Source organism: Actinoallomurus sp. NBC_01490, from assembly GCF_036227085.1.
GTDB classification, from domain to species: Bacteria; Actinomycetota; Actinomycetes; order Streptosporangiales; family Streptosporangiaceae; genus Actinoallomurus; species Actinoallomurus oryzae.
Genome location: NZ_CP109433.1, coordinates 2034275 through 2049033, shown reverse-complemented (window position 1 = coordinate 2049033; position 14759 = coordinate 2034275). Strand labels below are relative to the sequence as shown.

General features: G+C 70.1%; 16 protein-coding genes. 6 read left to right on the top strand and 10 right to left on the bottom strand.

The genetic code is table 11. From position 1 onward, the window contains the following. Nucleotides 1-34 precede the first annotated feature (34 nt). Nucleotides 35-907, bottom strand: a complete 873-nt coding sequence (murI, locus tag OG417_RS10155; protein ID WP_442875671.1) for a glutamate racemase — start codon at nucleotides 905-907, stop codon at nucleotides 35-37. A gap of 753 nt (nucleotides 908-1660) precedes the next feature. Between murI and OG417_RS10150 the strand changes: the two genes are divergently transcribed. The 4 genes from OG417_RS10150 (at nucleotide 1661) to OG417_RS10135 (ending at nucleotide 6467) form a co-directional block, all read left to right on the top strand. Next, nucleotides 1661-2968: a helix-turn-helix domain-containing protein gene (locus OG417_RS10150; protein WP_329253128.1), complete on the top strand. Its 1308-nt coding sequence runs from the start codon at nucleotides 1661-1663 to the stop codon at nucleotides 2966-2968. Nucleotides 2969-3035: 67 nt separating this feature from the next. Continuing rightward, entirely contained in the window at nucleotides 3036-3644 is a 609-nt protein-coding gene (locus OG417_RS10145) for a toll/interleukin-1 receptor domain-containing protein (RefSeq protein ID WP_329253124.1), read from the top strand. Next, entirely contained in the window at nucleotides 3641-5737 is a 2097-nt protein-coding gene (locus tag OG417_RS10140) for a hypothetical protein (RefSeq protein ID WP_329253120.1), read from the top strand. The genes OG417_RS10145 and OG417_RS10140 overlap by 4 nt, the downstream gene beginning before the upstream one ends. Before the next feature lie 13 nt (nucleotides 5738-5750). After that, nucleotides 5751-6467: a hypothetical protein gene (locus OG417_RS10135; protein WP_329253118.1), complete on the top strand. Its 717-nt coding sequence runs from the start codon at nucleotides 5751-5753 to the stop codon at nucleotides 6465-6467. Between the two features lie 7 nt (nucleotides 6468-6474). On the opposite strand, the gene OG417_RS10130 is transcribed toward OG417_RS10135, so the two are convergent. After that, entirely contained in the window at nucleotides 6475-7263 is a 789-nt protein-coding gene (locus OG417_RS10130) for a thioesterase family protein (RefSeq protein WP_329253115.1), read from the bottom strand. Nucleotides 7264-7621: 358 nt separating this feature from the next. Here OG417_RS10130 and OG417_RS10125 point away from each other — a divergent pair, with 358 nt between their 5' ends. Next, nucleotides 7622-8320: a GAF and ANTAR domain-containing protein gene (locus tag OG417_RS10125; protein WP_329253113.1), complete on the top strand. Its 699-nt coding sequence runs from the start codon at nucleotides 7622-7624 to the stop codon at nucleotides 8318-8320. A gap of 29 nt (nucleotides 8321-8349) precedes the next feature. Here OG417_RS10125 and OG417_RS10120 read toward each other — a convergent pair whose 3' ends face one another. The 6 genes from OG417_RS10120 to clpS form a co-directional block, all read right to left on the bottom strand. Then, nucleotides 8350-9078, bottom strand: a complete 729-nt coding sequence (locus tag OG417_RS10120; protein WP_329253110.1) for a Clp protease N-terminal domain-containing protein — start codon at nucleotides 9076-9078, stop codon at nucleotides 8350-8352. Nucleotides 9079-9154: 76 nt separating this feature from the next. Beyond that, a complete protein-coding gene (locus OG417_RS10115; RefSeq protein WP_329262218.1) occupies nucleotides 9155-10102 on the bottom strand; it encodes a PLP-dependent cysteine synthase family protein in 948 nt (315 codons plus the stop codon). A gap of 1 nt (nucleotide 10103) precedes the next feature. Continuing rightward, nucleotides 10104-10376: a MoaD/ThiS family protein gene (locus OG417_RS10110; RefSeq protein ID WP_329253107.1), complete on the bottom strand. Its 273-nt coding sequence runs from the start codon at nucleotides 10374-10376 to the stop codon at nucleotides 10104-10106. Nucleotides 10377-10580: 204 nt separating this feature from the next. Continuing rightward, nucleotides 10581-11012 (bottom strand): M67 family metallopeptidase, encoded by a 432-nt coding sequence (locus OG417_RS10105; protein ID WP_329253104.1) that lies wholly within the window; start codon nucleotides 11010-11012, stop codon nucleotides 10581-10583. A gap of 35 nt (nucleotides 11013-11047) precedes the next feature. After that, the gene (locus OG417_RS10100) at nucleotides 11048-11596 is read right to left on the bottom strand and encodes a DUF2017 domain-containing protein (protein WP_329253101.1); all 549 of its coding nucleotides are present in this window, start codon (nucleotides 11594-11596) and stop codon (nucleotides 11048-11050) included. Continuing rightward, nucleotides 11596-11886 carry an ATP-dependent Clp protease adapter ClpS gene (gene clpS, locus OG417_RS10095; protein ID WP_329253098.1) on the bottom strand — a complete coding sequence of 97 codons (291 nt, stop codon included), beginning with the start codon at nucleotides 11884-11886 and terminating at the stop codon, nucleotides 11596-11598. Before clpS ends, OG417_RS10100 begins: the two co-directional genes overlap by 1 nt. A gap of 57 nt (nucleotides 11887-11943) precedes the next feature. Between clpS and OG417_RS10090 the strand changes: the two genes are divergently transcribed. Then, nucleotides 11944-13251, top strand: a complete 1308-nt coding sequence (locus tag OG417_RS10090; RefSeq protein ID WP_442875745.1) for a nicotinate phosphoribosyltransferase — start codon at nucleotides 11944-11946, stop codon at nucleotides 13249-13251. A gap of 138 nt (nucleotides 13252-13389) precedes the next feature. Here OG417_RS10090 and OG417_RS10085 read toward each other — a convergent pair whose 3' ends face one another. Beyond that, the gene (locus OG417_RS10085) at nucleotides 13390-14160 is read right to left on the bottom strand and encodes an SDR family oxidoreductase (RefSeq protein ID WP_329253093.1); all 771 of its coding nucleotides are present in this window, start codon (nucleotides 14158-14160) and stop codon (nucleotides 13390-13392) included. A 5-nt stretch (nucleotides 14161-14165) separates the two neighbouring features. Beyond that, nucleotides 14166-14741 carry a ribose-5-phosphate isomerase gene (locus OG417_RS10080; RefSeq protein ID WP_329253090.1) on the bottom strand — a complete coding sequence of 192 codons (576 nt, stop codon included), beginning with the start codon at nucleotides 14739-14741 and terminating at the stop codon, nucleotides 14166-14168. Nucleotides 14742-14759 lie beyond the last annotated feature (18 nt).

Genomic DNA, 14759 nt, shown 5'->3' with positions numbered 1-14759 from the left:
GACGCTCCCCTCTCCAGTGTCCCGCGGGCCGTTCTCACGCCGAGAACGTGATGCCCACCGGTGCGGATTCGACAAGCCCGATCTCCGGGCCGAGGAAGCGGCGGCCGAGTGCGCCGAACGGCGCGGGATCCCCCGTCGCGAGGAACCGGTGGCTCGGTTCCGGGGAGCCCTCCGCTCTGGCCAGGCGGCGGTCGTGGAGTACCCGGTAGACGTCTTTGGCGGTCTCCTCGGCGCTGGAGACGAGGGTCACTCCGTCTCCGGCGACGTAGGAGATCACTCCGGTCAGCAAGGGATAATGCGTGCAACCGAGGATGAGCGTGTCACAGCCCGCTTCGACAATCGGTGCCAAATACTCTCGTGCGACGTCGAGTAGTTCGTCGCCCATGGTGATGCCCCGCTCCACGAACTCCACAAAACGCGGGCAGGCGACACTTGTCAGTGTCACATGAGGCGCAGCGGCGAACGCATCGTCATAAGCGCGACTGGTCACCGTCGCATGAGTAGCGACCAATCCCACGTTTCCCGTACTCGTCGCGCTGACCGCCGCCCGCACCGCGGGCTGGATGACCTCGATCACCGGCACCTGATAACGCTCCCGCGCGTCGCGAAGCACCGCGGAGCTCGCGCTGTTGCAGGCGATCACGAGCATTTTCACGCCTTGTTCGACAAGGTGGTCCAGCACCTCGAGGGCGTTCGCGCGCACCTCGGCGATCGGCTTCGGCCCGTACGGGAAACGCGCCGTGTCCGCGACGTACAGGAGCGGCTCGTCCGGGAGCTGGTCGAGGATCGCGCGGGCGACGGTCAGCCCGCCGACGCCGCTGTCGAAGATTCCGATCGAAGCGTCAGACATGACCCCACAGGCTAGAGAACGCCGTGAGGAACACGGCATCAATGCGCTGCATGTCACACGGGTATTTCGACGACCTCACGGCGGCGCGCGCCCGGTCGGTGGCGGTTACGACCCGCCCGGGCGGTCTGACGGGATCAGACCACGGCCCGTACGGGAGGACGGCCGGGCATGGCCCCGTCCAGCGGTCGGGCACGGCCCGTCCAGCAGCGCTCCCGTCCAGCAGCGGTCCCGTCCGGCGGCCGGGAGGGCCGCGGCGAGCGGAGCGCCGCTCGGGCCCGGGCATTCCATGATCGATAATTCCATGATCAATAATGGACCCTCCACGGAAATCACTTGTCCGAATGCGCCATATTGCACATAGCGGAAATATCGCACGGCGAACACCGCCGGCTCGTACCGCCAAGGCGCCTTGTCCGGGTCCAGCCGACACGCCCACGGCGAGGGGGTTTCCGGTCACCTCCTACAGAAGGAAACGGGAAACCCACCCCGTCGACTCACTTTTCAGCGAGTCCTTCGACATGATTTGTCGCAGTGTTACCATCATTGACACTGCACGGGGGTCCGGAGTTCTTGCCACGAATCCACCACAGGGATGCGCCCCGCCGGGAGCGCCGAAACGCCCCGAGGGATTCCGTCGCCGTGGACTCCGGCTCGCCGGCCGCAGCCGCCCCTCCCCGCCGTGGATCACCGTCCCGGCCGCGACGACGCCGCGCCCAGCCCCACCGGCGTCCGGCCCGGCCCTCCGGTCCGATCCCCGAACGAACTTTCCAGTACGCCCCGTTGATTCGGCAACGGGAAACGGAGGCCATTATGACGGAATCGCTGAAATTATTCGGTTCCGAGCTTCGGCGAATGCGAATGGAGGCCGGCCTCTCACTGGCACAGTTCGGTAAGCGCCTGCATTACAGCAAGGGCTATCTCAGCAAGATCGAGACCGGACGCAAATCACCTTCGGCGGAGTTGGCACGAATGTGCGACACCGAACTCCACGCCGACGGGGCGCTCCTTTCTCTTGTCGCCGAACGGCCGACCGAGGTCACGTCTTCCGAAATGCCGTCGCTCGAAATGGTCACCGACGATGGCGAGGTATGGCTGATGAATCTCGGGCCGGACGGGGCGGGCTGGTTCCGCCCGATCAGCCGACGGGACGCGCTCGCGGTGAGCGCGTCATCGATGGCCGGTCTCACCCTCAGCGCGCACGGCATCTCCGCGACCGCCAAGGAGCCGACGGCGCTCACGGCGTTCCGATCACTGTTCGACCACTACCGGACCCTCGGCCAGACGGCCAGCCCGGGCATCGTGCTGCCGCCGGTCATCGCGCAGACCCGCATCCTGAGCGTCCTCGCGTCCGAGGCACCTGCGGGCCACCGCGACGACCTGCTGACACTCGGGGCGCGCTTCGCCGAGTACGCCGGCTGGATGGCCCAGGAGTCCGGAGAGGAGAAGGCCGCTCTCTGGCTGACCGCCCGCGCGGTCAGCATGGCGGAGGCGGGCGACGACCACGACCTGGCCGTCTACGCGCTGATCCGCCGCGCCCTCGTGACGCTCTACCGCGGCGACGCCAGGCAGACCGTCGCGCTGGCGCGCCAGGCGCAGGCCCACTCGGAAACGCCGCCCCGCATCCGCGGGCTGGCCGCGCAGCGCGAGGCCCAGGGCCACGCGCTGGCCGGTGACTACGACACCTGCATGCGCAGCCTCGACCGGGCCCGCGAGCTCCTCTCCGCGCCCGCCGGGAGCACGGAAGCGCCGGTGCTCGGGTCGACGAACCTGCCCGACACCGTCACGACGGTCACCGGCTGGTGCCTCTACGAGCTGGGCCGGCCGAAGGAGGCGAGCGAGATCCTCGACGCCCAGGTCGCCCGCATCCGGCCCGAGGCGCTCCGCTCCCGCGCCAGGTACGGCGTGCGCCAGGCACTGGCGCACGCCGCCGCGGGCGAGATCGAGCACGCGTGCGCGCTGACGACGCGCCTCCTCGGCATCACCTCGGTCGTCAGCTCGGCGACGATCACCTCCGACCTGCGCCGCCTGGCCCGGACGCTGTCGCGCCGGCACTCGAATCCCACGGTGCGCGAGCTCTATCCCGCGCTCACCGCGGCGCTGGAGACCTCGGCGGTGTGAACACCGCCCTCCGGACGACCCACCAAAGACATGACTTCGGCCAGGCCGGCGATCAAGGGAGAGAGCCATGACCACCGTCTTCGTCAACTACCGTACGAGCGACGAGGAGAACGTCGCCGCACTGCTCGAGCACGCGCTGTCCGAGCGGTTCGCCTCCGACGTCTTCTTCCGCGCCGCCAAGTCGATCAAGCCGGGCGACGACTTCGAAGAAGCGCTGCTGAGGGGCGTGCGCAGAAGCTCCGCTCTCCTCGCCGTCATCGGTCCCCGCTGGCTCGAGGTCCGCGACGAGCACGACGTCCGCAAGATCGACAAAGCGTCCGACTGGGTGCGGCGGGAGATCGTCGAGGCCTTCGACCTCGGCATCCGCGTGGTGCCCGTGCTGATCGGCGAGGCGGAACCCCTGCGGAAGGACGCCCTCCCCGCCGGGCTCGAACGCCTCGCCACGTGCCAGTACGTCCGGCTCCGCAGCCGCGACATGGAGGCCGACCTCGACCGGCTCGCCACCACGCTCATCGAGCTGGTGCCCGAGCTCCGCGACGCGAACGTGGTCCCGCCGGCGGGGAGCACGGTGAACAACGCCTACGGCAACGCACGGGTCGGCATGCAGGCGGGCACCATCGTCGGCGACATCAACTTCGGCGACTTCCTCACGCGGGACGAACGGGACGGCCGATGAGCCCGGCTCGGGAACGGCGACGGCCCCGGCCGTCCACGGTCAACACCGCGTCGGACAACGCGCGCATCGGCATCCAGGGCACGGTCATCGGCGACGTCCGGTACGAGATCAAGGACGGCGACCCGCCCGAGAAGAAGTTCGCGGTGGCCAAGCGCTGTCTCGCCGGCAAGATGCCGCCCCAGGCGAGACGGCTCATCGAGGAGGCCGTCCAGGAGGCGCTCGTCACCCCGGAGTCGACCCGCTCCCTGGTGAACGAGGTCGCCTACTACTGGACGATCGCGGTGCTGAGCGACCAGCCCTTCGAGGTGCTCGAGCGGGAGGAGTTCGCCGCGCTCGACCGGGCACGGTGGCTCTGCCAGAAGGGCCCCGCCGACTCGTGGCGCGACGCGCACCGCGCGGTCACCGGACTCATCGCGTGCCTCCAGGGTCAGGAGCAGACCGGCACGTTCGACTCGGGCGCGCTCGACGCCTTCCTGTCCGCCTTCGACCGGCTCCCGGACGACCGCCGCCGTGAGATCTACCGCCACCTGGACCCCATCCTGTCCAACGTGCTGCGGGACCGGCGGGAGGCCGACCTTCTCGACATCGCCCGCAGGCAGCGCACGGCGGACGACCGCGAGGAACGGGTGTGGAAGTTCTTCGAGCCGGATCCCGAACCACCGCGGCCGAAGCCGTTACGACGGCCCGATTTCGGGCCGTTCGAGCAGGCGGCGGCCGTCTGCGGAGCCGCGCTGGTCGCGGGCGGGCTCGCCCTGGCGTTCACGCTCGTCACCCTCGGCAGCGCCGACACGGCCGTGATCACCGGAGGCGTCGTCCTCGCCGGCACCTGGATCCTGCTGCTCTGGGGGCCCGGCCAGCTGCCCGGCCGGTACTCGGCGCTGTATCCCCGGCGGCCACGGCCCGCGCCGACCGACTTCAGCGCCCACGTGGAGCGGACCGTCCGGCAGCAGTTCGACAAGCACGCGCCGACGTCGGCCGCGCAGCGATCGCGATGGGCGGTCGCGACCATGAGGGCCCGTACGCTGCTGGCGCAGGACATCGTCGACCGGTACGCCGACCCGGAGGTGTCGCCCGGCGCGGTCGACTGGCTGATCGCCTGGTACGCCGAGAACACCGCACGCCGGTGGACCGCCCGCGAGCCGGAGGACCCCGACCGCCTGCTGAGGCTCTCGATGCTGGCCGTGGGGCTCGGCACGTTCGTCGGCGGCTGGTACTACGCGCTGGACGAGATGACCAAGGTCCAGAAGACGGTCGCGACCGTGGCGGTGCTGTGGCTGGTGGCCGGTGCCGTTCTCCTGGCGCGGAGCCGGGCCGACGTGTACGTCGCGCGGCGGCACAGCGTCGCCGCCGACCAGGCCGAGGCCGACCGGATCCTGGAGGAGGAGACGTTCGCCCACGAGGAGCGGGTCGAGCTCCTCGCCGACCGCCCGGACGACGACGAGATGGCCCAGTGGCTGGACTACGACAAGATCTATCTCAAGACGCTGGCCATGAACCAGTACGGGCTGACGAACCGCGACCTGATCACCCACGCCGTCCTGCCCGAGGGCACCGAGACCGCGCGCCGCTCCCGCGTCAAGGGCGGGCAGCCGCGCTTCTCCGCGTACGTCGTCTGGGTGTTCCTGCTCACCGTGTCCGGCGTACGCCAGGTGAAGATGCACCTGGACTTCCCGACCGGCGTCGCGAGCGACCAGCAGCGCACGGCCTTCCGCTATGACGCCATCGCCTCGGCCCAGGTGGAGGAGGTCGGCATCCGGTTCGACGACGGCCACCGCGAGGTCGTCCTGCCACGTACCGACGAGGAGAAGGACCGGATCAGGCAGTCCGCCGTGCCCATCTACCAGGAGTTCCGGCTGGAGCTCGTCAACCGGCACACCATCGGCATCACGGTGGACACGTTCAACGCGGTGCTGCTCGAACAGTTGCTGGAGGAGCAGCAGGCGCCGCCGTCGCCCGACCTGGCCGACCTCACCGGCGCGCTGAGCCTGCTGGAGACGGTCGCCGCTGACGGCCGGAAGTGGCTCGAACAGACGAGGATCCGGCGCGGCTACAAGCCGCTCGACACCGAACCGGACTTTCCGGCCACTGCGTAAGGAGCCCGATCATATGCAGTGCCCCTGGTGCTCCAACACGAACTTCCTGCCTCGCGTCCTCTGCGCGCACTGCAACGAGGAGCTCTTCCCCAAGCCGGTGACCGACGAGCAGACCGCACGGCACAAGAAGCCACCGGACGACGGCGAACGCACCGGGGCCGGCGCGGCGCAGTGGAAGAGCCTCGCCGTGTCGCTGTGCACGGCCGCGGGACTCGGCCTCGGCGGCGTGACCTCCTACCATCACTGGCCCGTGAAGCCCGCTGCGGCGCAGGCCGTCCAGGACTCCGCGCCGCTGCCCGACCCGGCCGAAGAACTGACGGCGATGAACACCTTCCTGCAGACCGTGCAGTCGACCCGGACGGAGATGCCCGACACTCTCGGCGCGTGCGAGTACGCCGCCTCGAACGTCGAGCTGCTCGCCGAGGTCGTCCAGGAGCGCACCCAGCAGGTGAGCGAGGCGACCGCCCTGCGGGTCGATGACATCGTCGACGGAGGCGGGCTCCGGCAGGCACTGATCTCGATGATCGTCGCGACGCTGACCGCGGACAAGAGGTACCTCACCTGGGCCCGCCGCGCCGCGTCGAGCAGCGTGTGCAGTGACGCCGGCGGGAACGACGCGATCAACAAGGCCAACCAGACGGCCGCCGACGCCAAACGCGCCTTCGTCCGGCTGTGGAACGCCGACGCCTCCAGGTACGGCCAGCCGACCTACGAGTGGAACGACTTCTAGCGGAGGTTCAGGAGGGGCGGCGGCCCGCGCGGGCGATCTGGCGGCTCTGGGCGACCAGACGGCCGGCCGCGTCCCAGACCTCGACGTCCTCGTCGAACCAGCCGTCGCTGACGAGGCGGCCGCTGCCGTACAGGGCGAGCGGTCCGGGCGCCGGTACCGCCCGCATGTGCCAGGTCAGCTCGACCGTGGGCGACCAGCCGTACCGTCCGGTGTTGAGCACGACCGGCGGGAGCGCGTCGACGGCGAGCGCCAGCAGGACGCCGTCGGGCTCGTACGCCTCCCGGAGCCGGAAGTAGGAGCGCATCTCCGGCCGGCCGCCCGGGCGGCCGTCGAGCCAGCCCATGGTGGCCGGGTCGTACCGCATGTCGATCCGGGCGGTGAACCCGTCCTCCTTGTCGCCGCCGAAGGTGACGCACTCCTCGATCGCCGGGAGGCGACCGGGGACCTCGGAGAAGAGAGGCTCGGCGTCGCCGTCGAGGGCTCCGGTGGTGATCAGGGCGTCGACGATCGGGGCCTCGTCCTGGACGAGGGAGACGCGGGCGACCTCGGCCGTACGCCCGGACTTGCGCGTCTCGACCAGCACCTCGGCGGGGCCGGGCTTGGCGACCCGCAGGAAGCTCGCGGCGGTGGAGATCGGGTACGGACGGCCGGAGGCGTCCAGGGCGGCCCGCGCGAGGACGGCCATCAGGTAACCGCCGTTGAGCGCCTGCTCGAACCCGAAGTCGCCGTCGAGCGCGACGGCGTAACGCCCCTCGCCCGTACGCCGTACCGCCGTGGCCTCGCCGAACCCGCTCATGGGCCCTCCTTCGTCGGGGGAGTGACCGGGCGCGCGTGTTGATTGATTCGCTCGCTCCGCTCGCTCATGCGCCCTCCTTCGCCGGAAGAGAGAGCATGCGCGCGTGTTCTTTGAGTCGCTCACTCCGTTCGCTCATGCCAGCCCCCACCAAAATTAGAACGACATTCGGCATGAACCATACCGGCATGCTCCAGAGCGGTCACTCGTGCGAGGGCCCTTCGCTCTCCGGATAGTACGAGGCGGTCCGTTCGCGTCCTGGCTTTCCGGTCGGCCGCCCCGTTGGGATCGTTTGTTTGGAGAATGTCCGGGCGGTGTGCCCGGCCCGGATCAGAACCGCGAGGCGATGCCGTCTGACGAGATGACGCCGGTTGATGGAGTGAGCCATCACCTGGCGGGGCTGGCGCGGCTCTTGGAGGCTGAGGACGACGCTGCCCTCGTCGTCCAGCAGATCCTGCGGTTGGCCGAGAACGAGGTCCCCGGCGCCGCCCACGCGGGCGCGACCATGCTGGGCCAGGACGGTGCGTCGACGCCCGTGTACACCGGCGATCTGGCGGCGCGGCTGGACGCCCTGCAGTACGACGTCGGCCAGGGCCCCTGCCTGGATGCGCTGCTCGCCGACACCGTACGCGCCGACGACCTGGCCTACGAGCCTCGGTGGCCGCGGTTCGCCCCGGTCGCGGTCGCCCGGGGCGTGCGTTCGGTCCTGGCGTTCCGCCTGTCCGTACGGATCGGCACGGTGGGCGCCCTGAGCCTGTACTCGCCGAAGCCGTACGCCTTCACCCCGGGCGCCGAGCGGGTGGGCCGCTCGGTCGCGGCGTGCGCCGCCATCGCGATGGCCACCGTCGGCGAGCGGAGCCAGTTGCGGAACGCACTGGAGAGCCGGGATGTCATCGGACAGGCGAAGGGCATCTTGATGGAGCGCTACCGGATCGACGCCCAGGAGGCGTTCGCGATGCTCAGCGCCTCGTCCCAGCACACGAACGTCAAACTGCGCGACGTCGCCGAACGGCTGGCCAAGACCGGCGAGTTCACACCCCCGCCGACCGACCGCGACTGACCCACGGACGGCCCGGACGCGCGCCCTCTCTACGGCCGCTCGCCGTCGGCCGTGCCACCGGCCTCCGCCAGGGCGGCCCGCAGGGAGTCATAGCCGAGACCGAGGTTGACCATGACGTCGTGGGCCAGCCCGTCGCCGACGGTGAGCAGACCCAGGGCGAGATGTCCGGTGTCGACGCTTTCGGTGCCGGCGCGCAGCGCCTCGCGCAGCGCGTGGCGCAGGACGGTCAGCGACAGCCGGGTGAAGGGCGTCTCGTCGAGCAGCGGATCACCGGTGGGTATGCCGACGCGGCCGTCGACCGCCGCGCGCAGCGCGGCCGGACCGGCGCCGCAGGCGGCCAGCGCCCGGGTGGCGGGGTCGTCTTCGCGGGAGATCAGGGCGAGCAGGAGGTGTTCGGTGCCGAGGTAGGTCTTGCGACGGCGGCGCGCCTCCTCGCGGGCCTCGCCGACGACCGCGCGCAGCCCCTCGGTGGTCCGGCTCCAGAATCCCTCCCGGTCACCCTCGCGTGCGTCGCCGGCCGGGATGAACCTCTTCTGCACGGCCTGCCGGCTCACGCCGAGCCGGGTGCCGATGTCGGCCCAGGAGACGCCCTCCCGACGGGCCTCGTCGACGTAGTACCCGATGAGGTTCTCACCGAGCTCGCTGACTCGCGCCGCGACGTCGACGGCGCGGGTGAGCCGATCGAGAACGGGCGCCGTCTCGAACCCGGTGCGGACCTGATCGATCAAGGTGTCCAGGGTCACCACGGAGTCGCTCATAAGGCAACCATAGGTTGCCTCATGAGCGAGTGCAACCACAGGTTGCCTATCCCGTTCAAAGGCAACCTATGGGCGCCTATGCCCAGAGCTGACCTTCCAGGCGTTTCTCCGCCTCGTCCAGCGTGCCGTCGTACGCACCCGTGGACAGGTACTTCCAGCCGGCGTCGGCGACCACGAAGGCGATGTCCGCGCGCTCGCCCGCCTTGACCGCCTTGGCCGCCATGCCCAGCGCCGCGTGGAGCGCGCAGCCCGTCGAGATGCCCGCGAAGATGCCCTCCGCCGCCAGCAGCTCGCGCGTGCGCCGCAGGGCGTCCTCCGACGTCACGGAGTAGCGCGTGGTCAGCACCGACTCGTCGTACAGCTCTGGCACGAACCCCTCGTCGATGTTGCGCAGGCCGTACACCAGCTCGCCGTAGCGCGGCTCGGCCGCGACGATCGCGACGCCGGGCACCCGCTCGCGCAGGAACCGACCCACGCCCATCAGCGTGCCCGTCGTGCCGAGACCGGCGACGAAGTGAGTGATCGTCGGGAGGTCCTCCAGCAGCTCGGGCCCGGTGGACTCGTAGTGGGACCGCGCGTTCGCCTCGTTGCCGTACTGGTAGAGCATCACCCAGTCGGGGTGCTCGGCGGCGAGCCCCTTGGCGACGCGTACGGCCTCGTTGGAACCGCCCGCCGCCGGTGAGGGGATGATCTCGGCGCCCCACATCTTCAGCAGCTGGGTGCGCTCGGCGGAGGTGTTCTCCGGCATGACGCACACCATGCGGTAGCCGCGCAGGCGGGCGACCATGGCCAGGGAGATGCCGGTGTTGCCGGACGTGGGCTCCAGGATCGTGCAGCCCGGCGTCAGCAGGCCTTCCTTCTCGGCCTTGTTGATCATCCAATGCGCCGGCCGGTCCTTGATGGAGCCGGTGGGGTTCCGGTCCTCCAGCTTGGCCCACAGGCGTACGTCGGGCGACGGCGACAGACTCGGCAGGCCGACCAGAGGCGTGTGGCCCAGCGAGTCGAGCAGCGAGTCGTAGCGCACGTCAGCCGCCCGCGACGGCGGGCAGCACGGTGACGGTGTCACCGTCGGACACCTTGGTCTCCAGTCCGCCCAGGAAGCGCACGTCCTCGTCGTTCAGGTAGACGTTGACGAACCGGCGCAGGCCCTTGTCGTCGACCAGCCGGTCGCGCAGGCCCGGGTGCCGCCCTTCCAGGTCGGTGAACAGCTCGTCGAGCGTGGACCCACCACCCTCGACGGCCTTCGCGCCGTCGGTGTAGTTGCGAAGAATCGTCGGGATGCGAACCTCGATCGCCATGGCGATGTGCTCCTTCGTCGTACGGTCCCCGGCAACGCACGCCAACACATGGCATCGCCCGGGGATTCCAGGCCTCGGGGGAAATGCCTCAGTGACAGTCGTAGACGATCTCGGCCCGGCTGTGGCCGAACAGGAAGTTCTGCACGGGTGCGACGACACGCCCGCGTCCGCGGCGCTTCACCATCGTCGTCGTCATCACGTTGGTCAGTTTACCGAGTCGGATTCGCCGGCCTCCACGACGGAGACCTCCTCCTCGGTGACCTCGCCGTCGATGATCCGGTACGAGCGGAACTCGGTCTCGTCGGCCTCGCGCGTGGAGACCAGCACGTAGTGGGCGTTCGGTTCGGAGGCGTAGGAGATGTCGGTGCGGGAGGGGTACGCCTCGGTGGCGGTGTGGGAGTGGTAGATCACGACCGGTTCCTCGTCGCGGTCGTCCATCTCCTTCCACACCTGGAACTGCTCCATCGAGTCGAACCGGTAGAAGGTCGGCGAGCGCTCGGCGTTCGCCATCCGGACGAAGCGCGTGGGCCGGTCGGAGCCGATCGGGCCGGCCACGACGCCGCACGCCTCGTCAGGGTGGTCGGCACGCGCGTGCGCGATGATCTGGTCAACGATGGCGCGCTCGATCGTCAGCATGGGCACAGCGTAGCGACGGTCCCTCGGCGGCCGGTTCACCATAGGGCGCGTACGAGGCTCTCCTGGAGGTAGGTCAGCCAGTCGTACGCGGCGTACCCGGCATTGCGCGGATCGTCCCAGTCGAACGTCCGCATCTGGTCAAGCGTCTCCTCGGTGATGTCGAGGCGTACGCCGAGCGCCAGGCGAAGATCGTTGAGGGCCCGCAGCCACGCCTGCGCCTCGTCGGGGTCGAGGACGACCTCGCCGCCCTCGCCGAGCGTCGCGAGCACCGTCTTGGCCGCGGCGCGCTTACCCTCGCGCAGCCCGGCCTCGGTGTAGCGCCGGAACTCCGCGGAGGCGTTCTGGTCCTCGCGGTAGGCGTCCGGGAAGAGCCGGGCCAGCACCGGATCGTCGGAGACGGCGGTGTTCTCCGACAGCTGCAGGTCGGGCATGCCGGCGTCGGCCCCGGACCCGGACTCCGGCTGGTCGCCCTCGCCGAGAAGGTCGAGCAGCTGGCCCATGAGCAGGCGCACGACGGCCGCCTCCTCCGACCCGATGCGCAGGCGCACACGTCCGCCGCGGGCGCCGGTGAAGCCGCCGTTCATCAGATGTCCTGCTTGACGGTCGCCCACAGCCCGTAGGAGTGCAGGATCTCGCAGTCGCGCTCCATCTCCTCGCGGGTGCCGCTCGAGACGACCGCGCGTCCCTTGTGGTGCACGTCGAGCATGAGCTTCTCGGCCTTCCGCTTGGAGTAGCCGAACACGGCCTGGAACACGTAGGTCACGTAGGACATGAGGTTGATGGGATCGTTCCACACGATCGCCACCCACGGACGGTCCGGTCGCACGTCCTCGGCGGCGTCCGGTCGATCGAGCTCGACGGGAGCCGTGGTCACTTTGGTGCCTCCTTAACGGGAGCTCCCCTCAATCATCGTGCACACCTTCACCGTAATCTGCCATTCGTGGATCTTTCGACGACGGCTCTGCTGACCGACCGCTACGAACTCACCATGCTGCGGGGTGCGCTCGCCGGCGGCACCGCGGCACGCCGGGCGGTGTTCGAAGTTTTCGCGCGCCACCTGCCGGCCGGCCGGCGCTACGGCGTCGTGGCCGGGATCGGCCGCTTCCTGGACGCCCTGGAGGCCTTCCGGTTCGACGGGCCCGCGCTGGACTTCCTCACCTCCCAGGGCATCGTGGACGAGCCGACGGCCGCGTGGCTGTCCTCCTACCGGTTCTCCGGGAACATCTGGGGTTACTCCGAGGGCGACCTGTACTTCCCCGGGTCGCCGATCCTCGTCGTCGAGGCGGACTTCGCCGAGGCGGTCATCCTCGAGACGCTCGCGCTGTCGATCCTCAACCACGACGCCGCGATCGCCTCGGCCGCCTCCCGCATGGTGCACGCCGCGGGCGGCCGGCCCATCATCGAGATGGGCTCCCGCCGTACGCACGAGATGGCCGGCGTCGCCTCGGCGCGTGCCGCCTACCTCGCCGGGTTCACCTCGACCTCGAACCTGGAGGCCGGCCGGTCCTACGGCGTGCCGACGGCCGGCACCAGCGCCCACGCGTTCACCCTCCTGCACGACAGCGAACGGCACGCCTTCCGCGCCCAGCTCGACGCGCTCGGCCGCGACACCACCCTGCTGGTCGACACGTACGACGTGGCCCGAGCCGTCGCCGTGGCGGTCGACCTGGCCGGACCGGAGCTGGGCGCCGTACGGCTCGACAGCGGCGACCTGGCCGAGACCGCGCACGAGGTACGCGCCCAGCTCGACTCCCTGGGCGCCTCGAAGACGCGGATCATCGTGACCGGCGACCTGGACGAGTACGCGATCGCGGGCCTGTCCGCCGCGCCCGTCGACGGGTACGGGGTCGGGACGTCGCTGGTGACGGGCTCGGGCGCGCCGACGGCGGCCCTGGTGTACAAGCTGGTGGCACGGGCGGAGTCCGAAGAGGGCCCGCTGCGCCCGGTGGCCAAGCGCTCGGTCGGCAAGCCGAGCCGGGGCGGCCGCAAGTGGGCGGTCCGCCACATCGGCGACGACGGGAAGGCCATCGCGGAGATGGTCGCGACCGCCGAACCCGCGCCGGGCCCGTACGACCGGCCGCTGCTGACCGAGCTCGTACGGGACGGGGAGATCGTCGGCCGCGAGCCCCTGGCCGAAGCCCGCGCCCGCCACGAGCGCGCCCTGTCCGAACTCCCACCCCGCGCCTTCCAGCTCTCCCGCGGCGACCCGGCCATTCCCACGGAGTTCCGCGACGCCTGACGGACGCCGCAGCGCCTCACCCCAGGGCAGGGGCGATGCCAACCGTGTAACGGGGACGAACCGCAGTGGGGCCGCCCCGGAAAGTCGATCCAGAAGCTGTGCCGGCCGGTGCGGGTGTGAGGGATGACCGTCGTTGGATCAGCGGATCGTGTAGCCGCCGTCGACGACGATGTCCGCACCGTTGATCATGTCTGAGCCGTTCGAGGCGAGGAACAGCGCCGTCGCCGCGATCTCCTCCGGGTAGGCGAAGCGTCCCGTCGGAATCTGGGCCTTCAGCGCCTCACCTTTCGGCCCGGCCCAGGCCTTGCGGCCCAGATCGGTGAGAACGACGGTGGGGGAGATCGTGTTGACGGTCACTCCGCGGCCGGCCCATTCGGAGGCGAGCACCTTGGACAGGCCGACCACACCGAACTTGGAGGCGCAGTAGGCGACGTGCTGGTCCAAGGCGACGCTGGCGGCCTGCGACGCCAGGTTGATGATCTTCCCCGAGCCGGCGGCGAGCATATGCCGTCCGACCTCCTGGCACACGAGGAAGGTACCCTTCAGGTTGATGTTGATCGTCGTGTCGAACGCACCGGGCTCCAGGTCTTCGGCCGGGGCCAGGATCGCGACACCGGCGCTGTTCACCAGGATGTCGATCCGGCCGTAGGTCTCCAGAACGGCGGTGACCGCCGAGCCGACCGCGGCGGGATCGGAGACGTCGCACGTGAATCCGGCGCTCCCGTCCCCGAGCTCCCGTGCCTTGGCATCGGCCGCCTCGCCGTTGACGTCGACCACGGCGACCTTGGCTCCCTTCAACGCGTAGGTGTCGGCGATCGCCGCGCCGATCCCCGACGCGCCACCGGTCACCAGTGCGACCTTGCCGTCGAGCCCGAAGGTCATGTCAAGGGCCTTCTCTGCTGCCGCCATGTCCTCTACTCCTCGTCGATCGCTTTGGTCTGCTTCGATTCCGGTTCGATCGTCAGGACGGCCGATGAGCGCGCCAGTTCCTCGCTCTCCCGGAGCGTGTCGGCCTGGTCGGCCAGGTCGTGGCCCGACTCGTAGTTCGTCAGGGTCCGGACCTTGGCCGCGGATCTGGAGTTCTCGTCGAAGCGGTAGTCGAGCCACTCGCTCGCCAGGCGGCGGGCCAGCTCCAGTCCCACGACGCGCTGCCCGAAGCACAGGATCTGGGCGTCGTTGCTCAGCACGGACCGCTCGACGGAGAAGCTGTCGTGCGCCGTCACCGCACGGATGCCGTGCACCTTGTTGGCGCTGATCGCGACTCCCAGCCCGGTGCCGCACACCATGAGCGCACGGTCCGCCTCGCCGGCGGCGACCTTGCGTGCCGCCATGACGGCGATGTGCGGATACGGTGTCGTGTCCCCGGCCCCGACTCCGACGTCGATCACTTCGGCGACCCGGTCATCGGCTTCCAGGTCCGCCTTCAGGACGTTCTTGTAGTCCAGCCCCGCGTCGTCGCAACCGACGACGATCCGCCATTTGTCAGGCATGGCGCCCACCCCTTTCGT

Excerpts from the sequence above, each read along its gene's own strand:
- OG417_RS10125 (WP_329253113.1), top strand. The coding sequence starts at position 7,622 with ATGACGCCGGTTGATGGAGTGAGCCATCACCTGGCGGGGCTGGCGCGG.
- OG417_RS10085 (WP_329253093.1), bottom strand. The coding sequence starts at position 14,160 with ATGGCGGCAGCAGAGAAGGCCCTTGACATGACCTTCGGGCTCGACGGC.
- OG417_RS10120 (WP_329253110.1), bottom strand. The coding sequence starts at position 9,078 with ATGAGCGACTCCGTGGTGACCCTGGACACCTTGATCGATCAGGTCCGC.
- OG417_RS10135 (WP_329253118.1), top strand. The coding sequence starts at position 5,751 with ATGCAGTGCCCCTGGTGCTCCAACACGAACTTCCTGCCTCGCGTCCTC.
- OG417_RS10080 (WP_329253090.1), bottom strand. The coding sequence starts at position 14,741 with ATGCCTGACAAATGGCGGATCGTCGTCGGTTGCGACGACGCGGGGCTG.
- OG417_RS10100 (WP_329253101.1), bottom strand. The coding sequence starts at position 11,596 with ATGAACGGCGGCTTCACCGGCGCCCGCGGCGGACGTGTGCGCCTGCGC.
- OG417_RS10145 (WP_329253124.1), top strand. The coding sequence starts at position 3,036 with ATGACCACCGTCTTCGTCAACTACCGTACGAGCGACGAGGAGAACGTC.
- OG417_RS10105 (WP_329253104.1), bottom strand. The coding sequence starts at position 11,012 with ATGCTGACGATCGAGCGCGCCATCGTTGACCAGATCATCGCGCACGCG.
- OG417_RS10110 (WP_329253107.1), bottom strand. The coding sequence starts at position 10,376 with ATGGCGATCGAGGTTCGCATCCCGACGATTCTTCGCAACTACACCGAC.
- OG417_RS10140 (WP_329253120.1), top strand. The coding sequence starts at position 3,641 with ATGAGCCCGGCTCGGGAACGGCGACGGCCCCGGCCGTCCACGGTCAAC.
- OG417_RS10150 (WP_329253128.1), top strand. The coding sequence starts at position 1,661 with ATGACGGAATCGCTGAAATTATTCGGTTCCGAGCTTCGGCGAATGCGA.
- OG417_RS10130 (WP_329253115.1), bottom strand. The coding sequence starts at position 7,263 with ATGAGCGGGTTCGGCGAGGCCACGGCGGTACGGCGTACGGGCGAGGGG.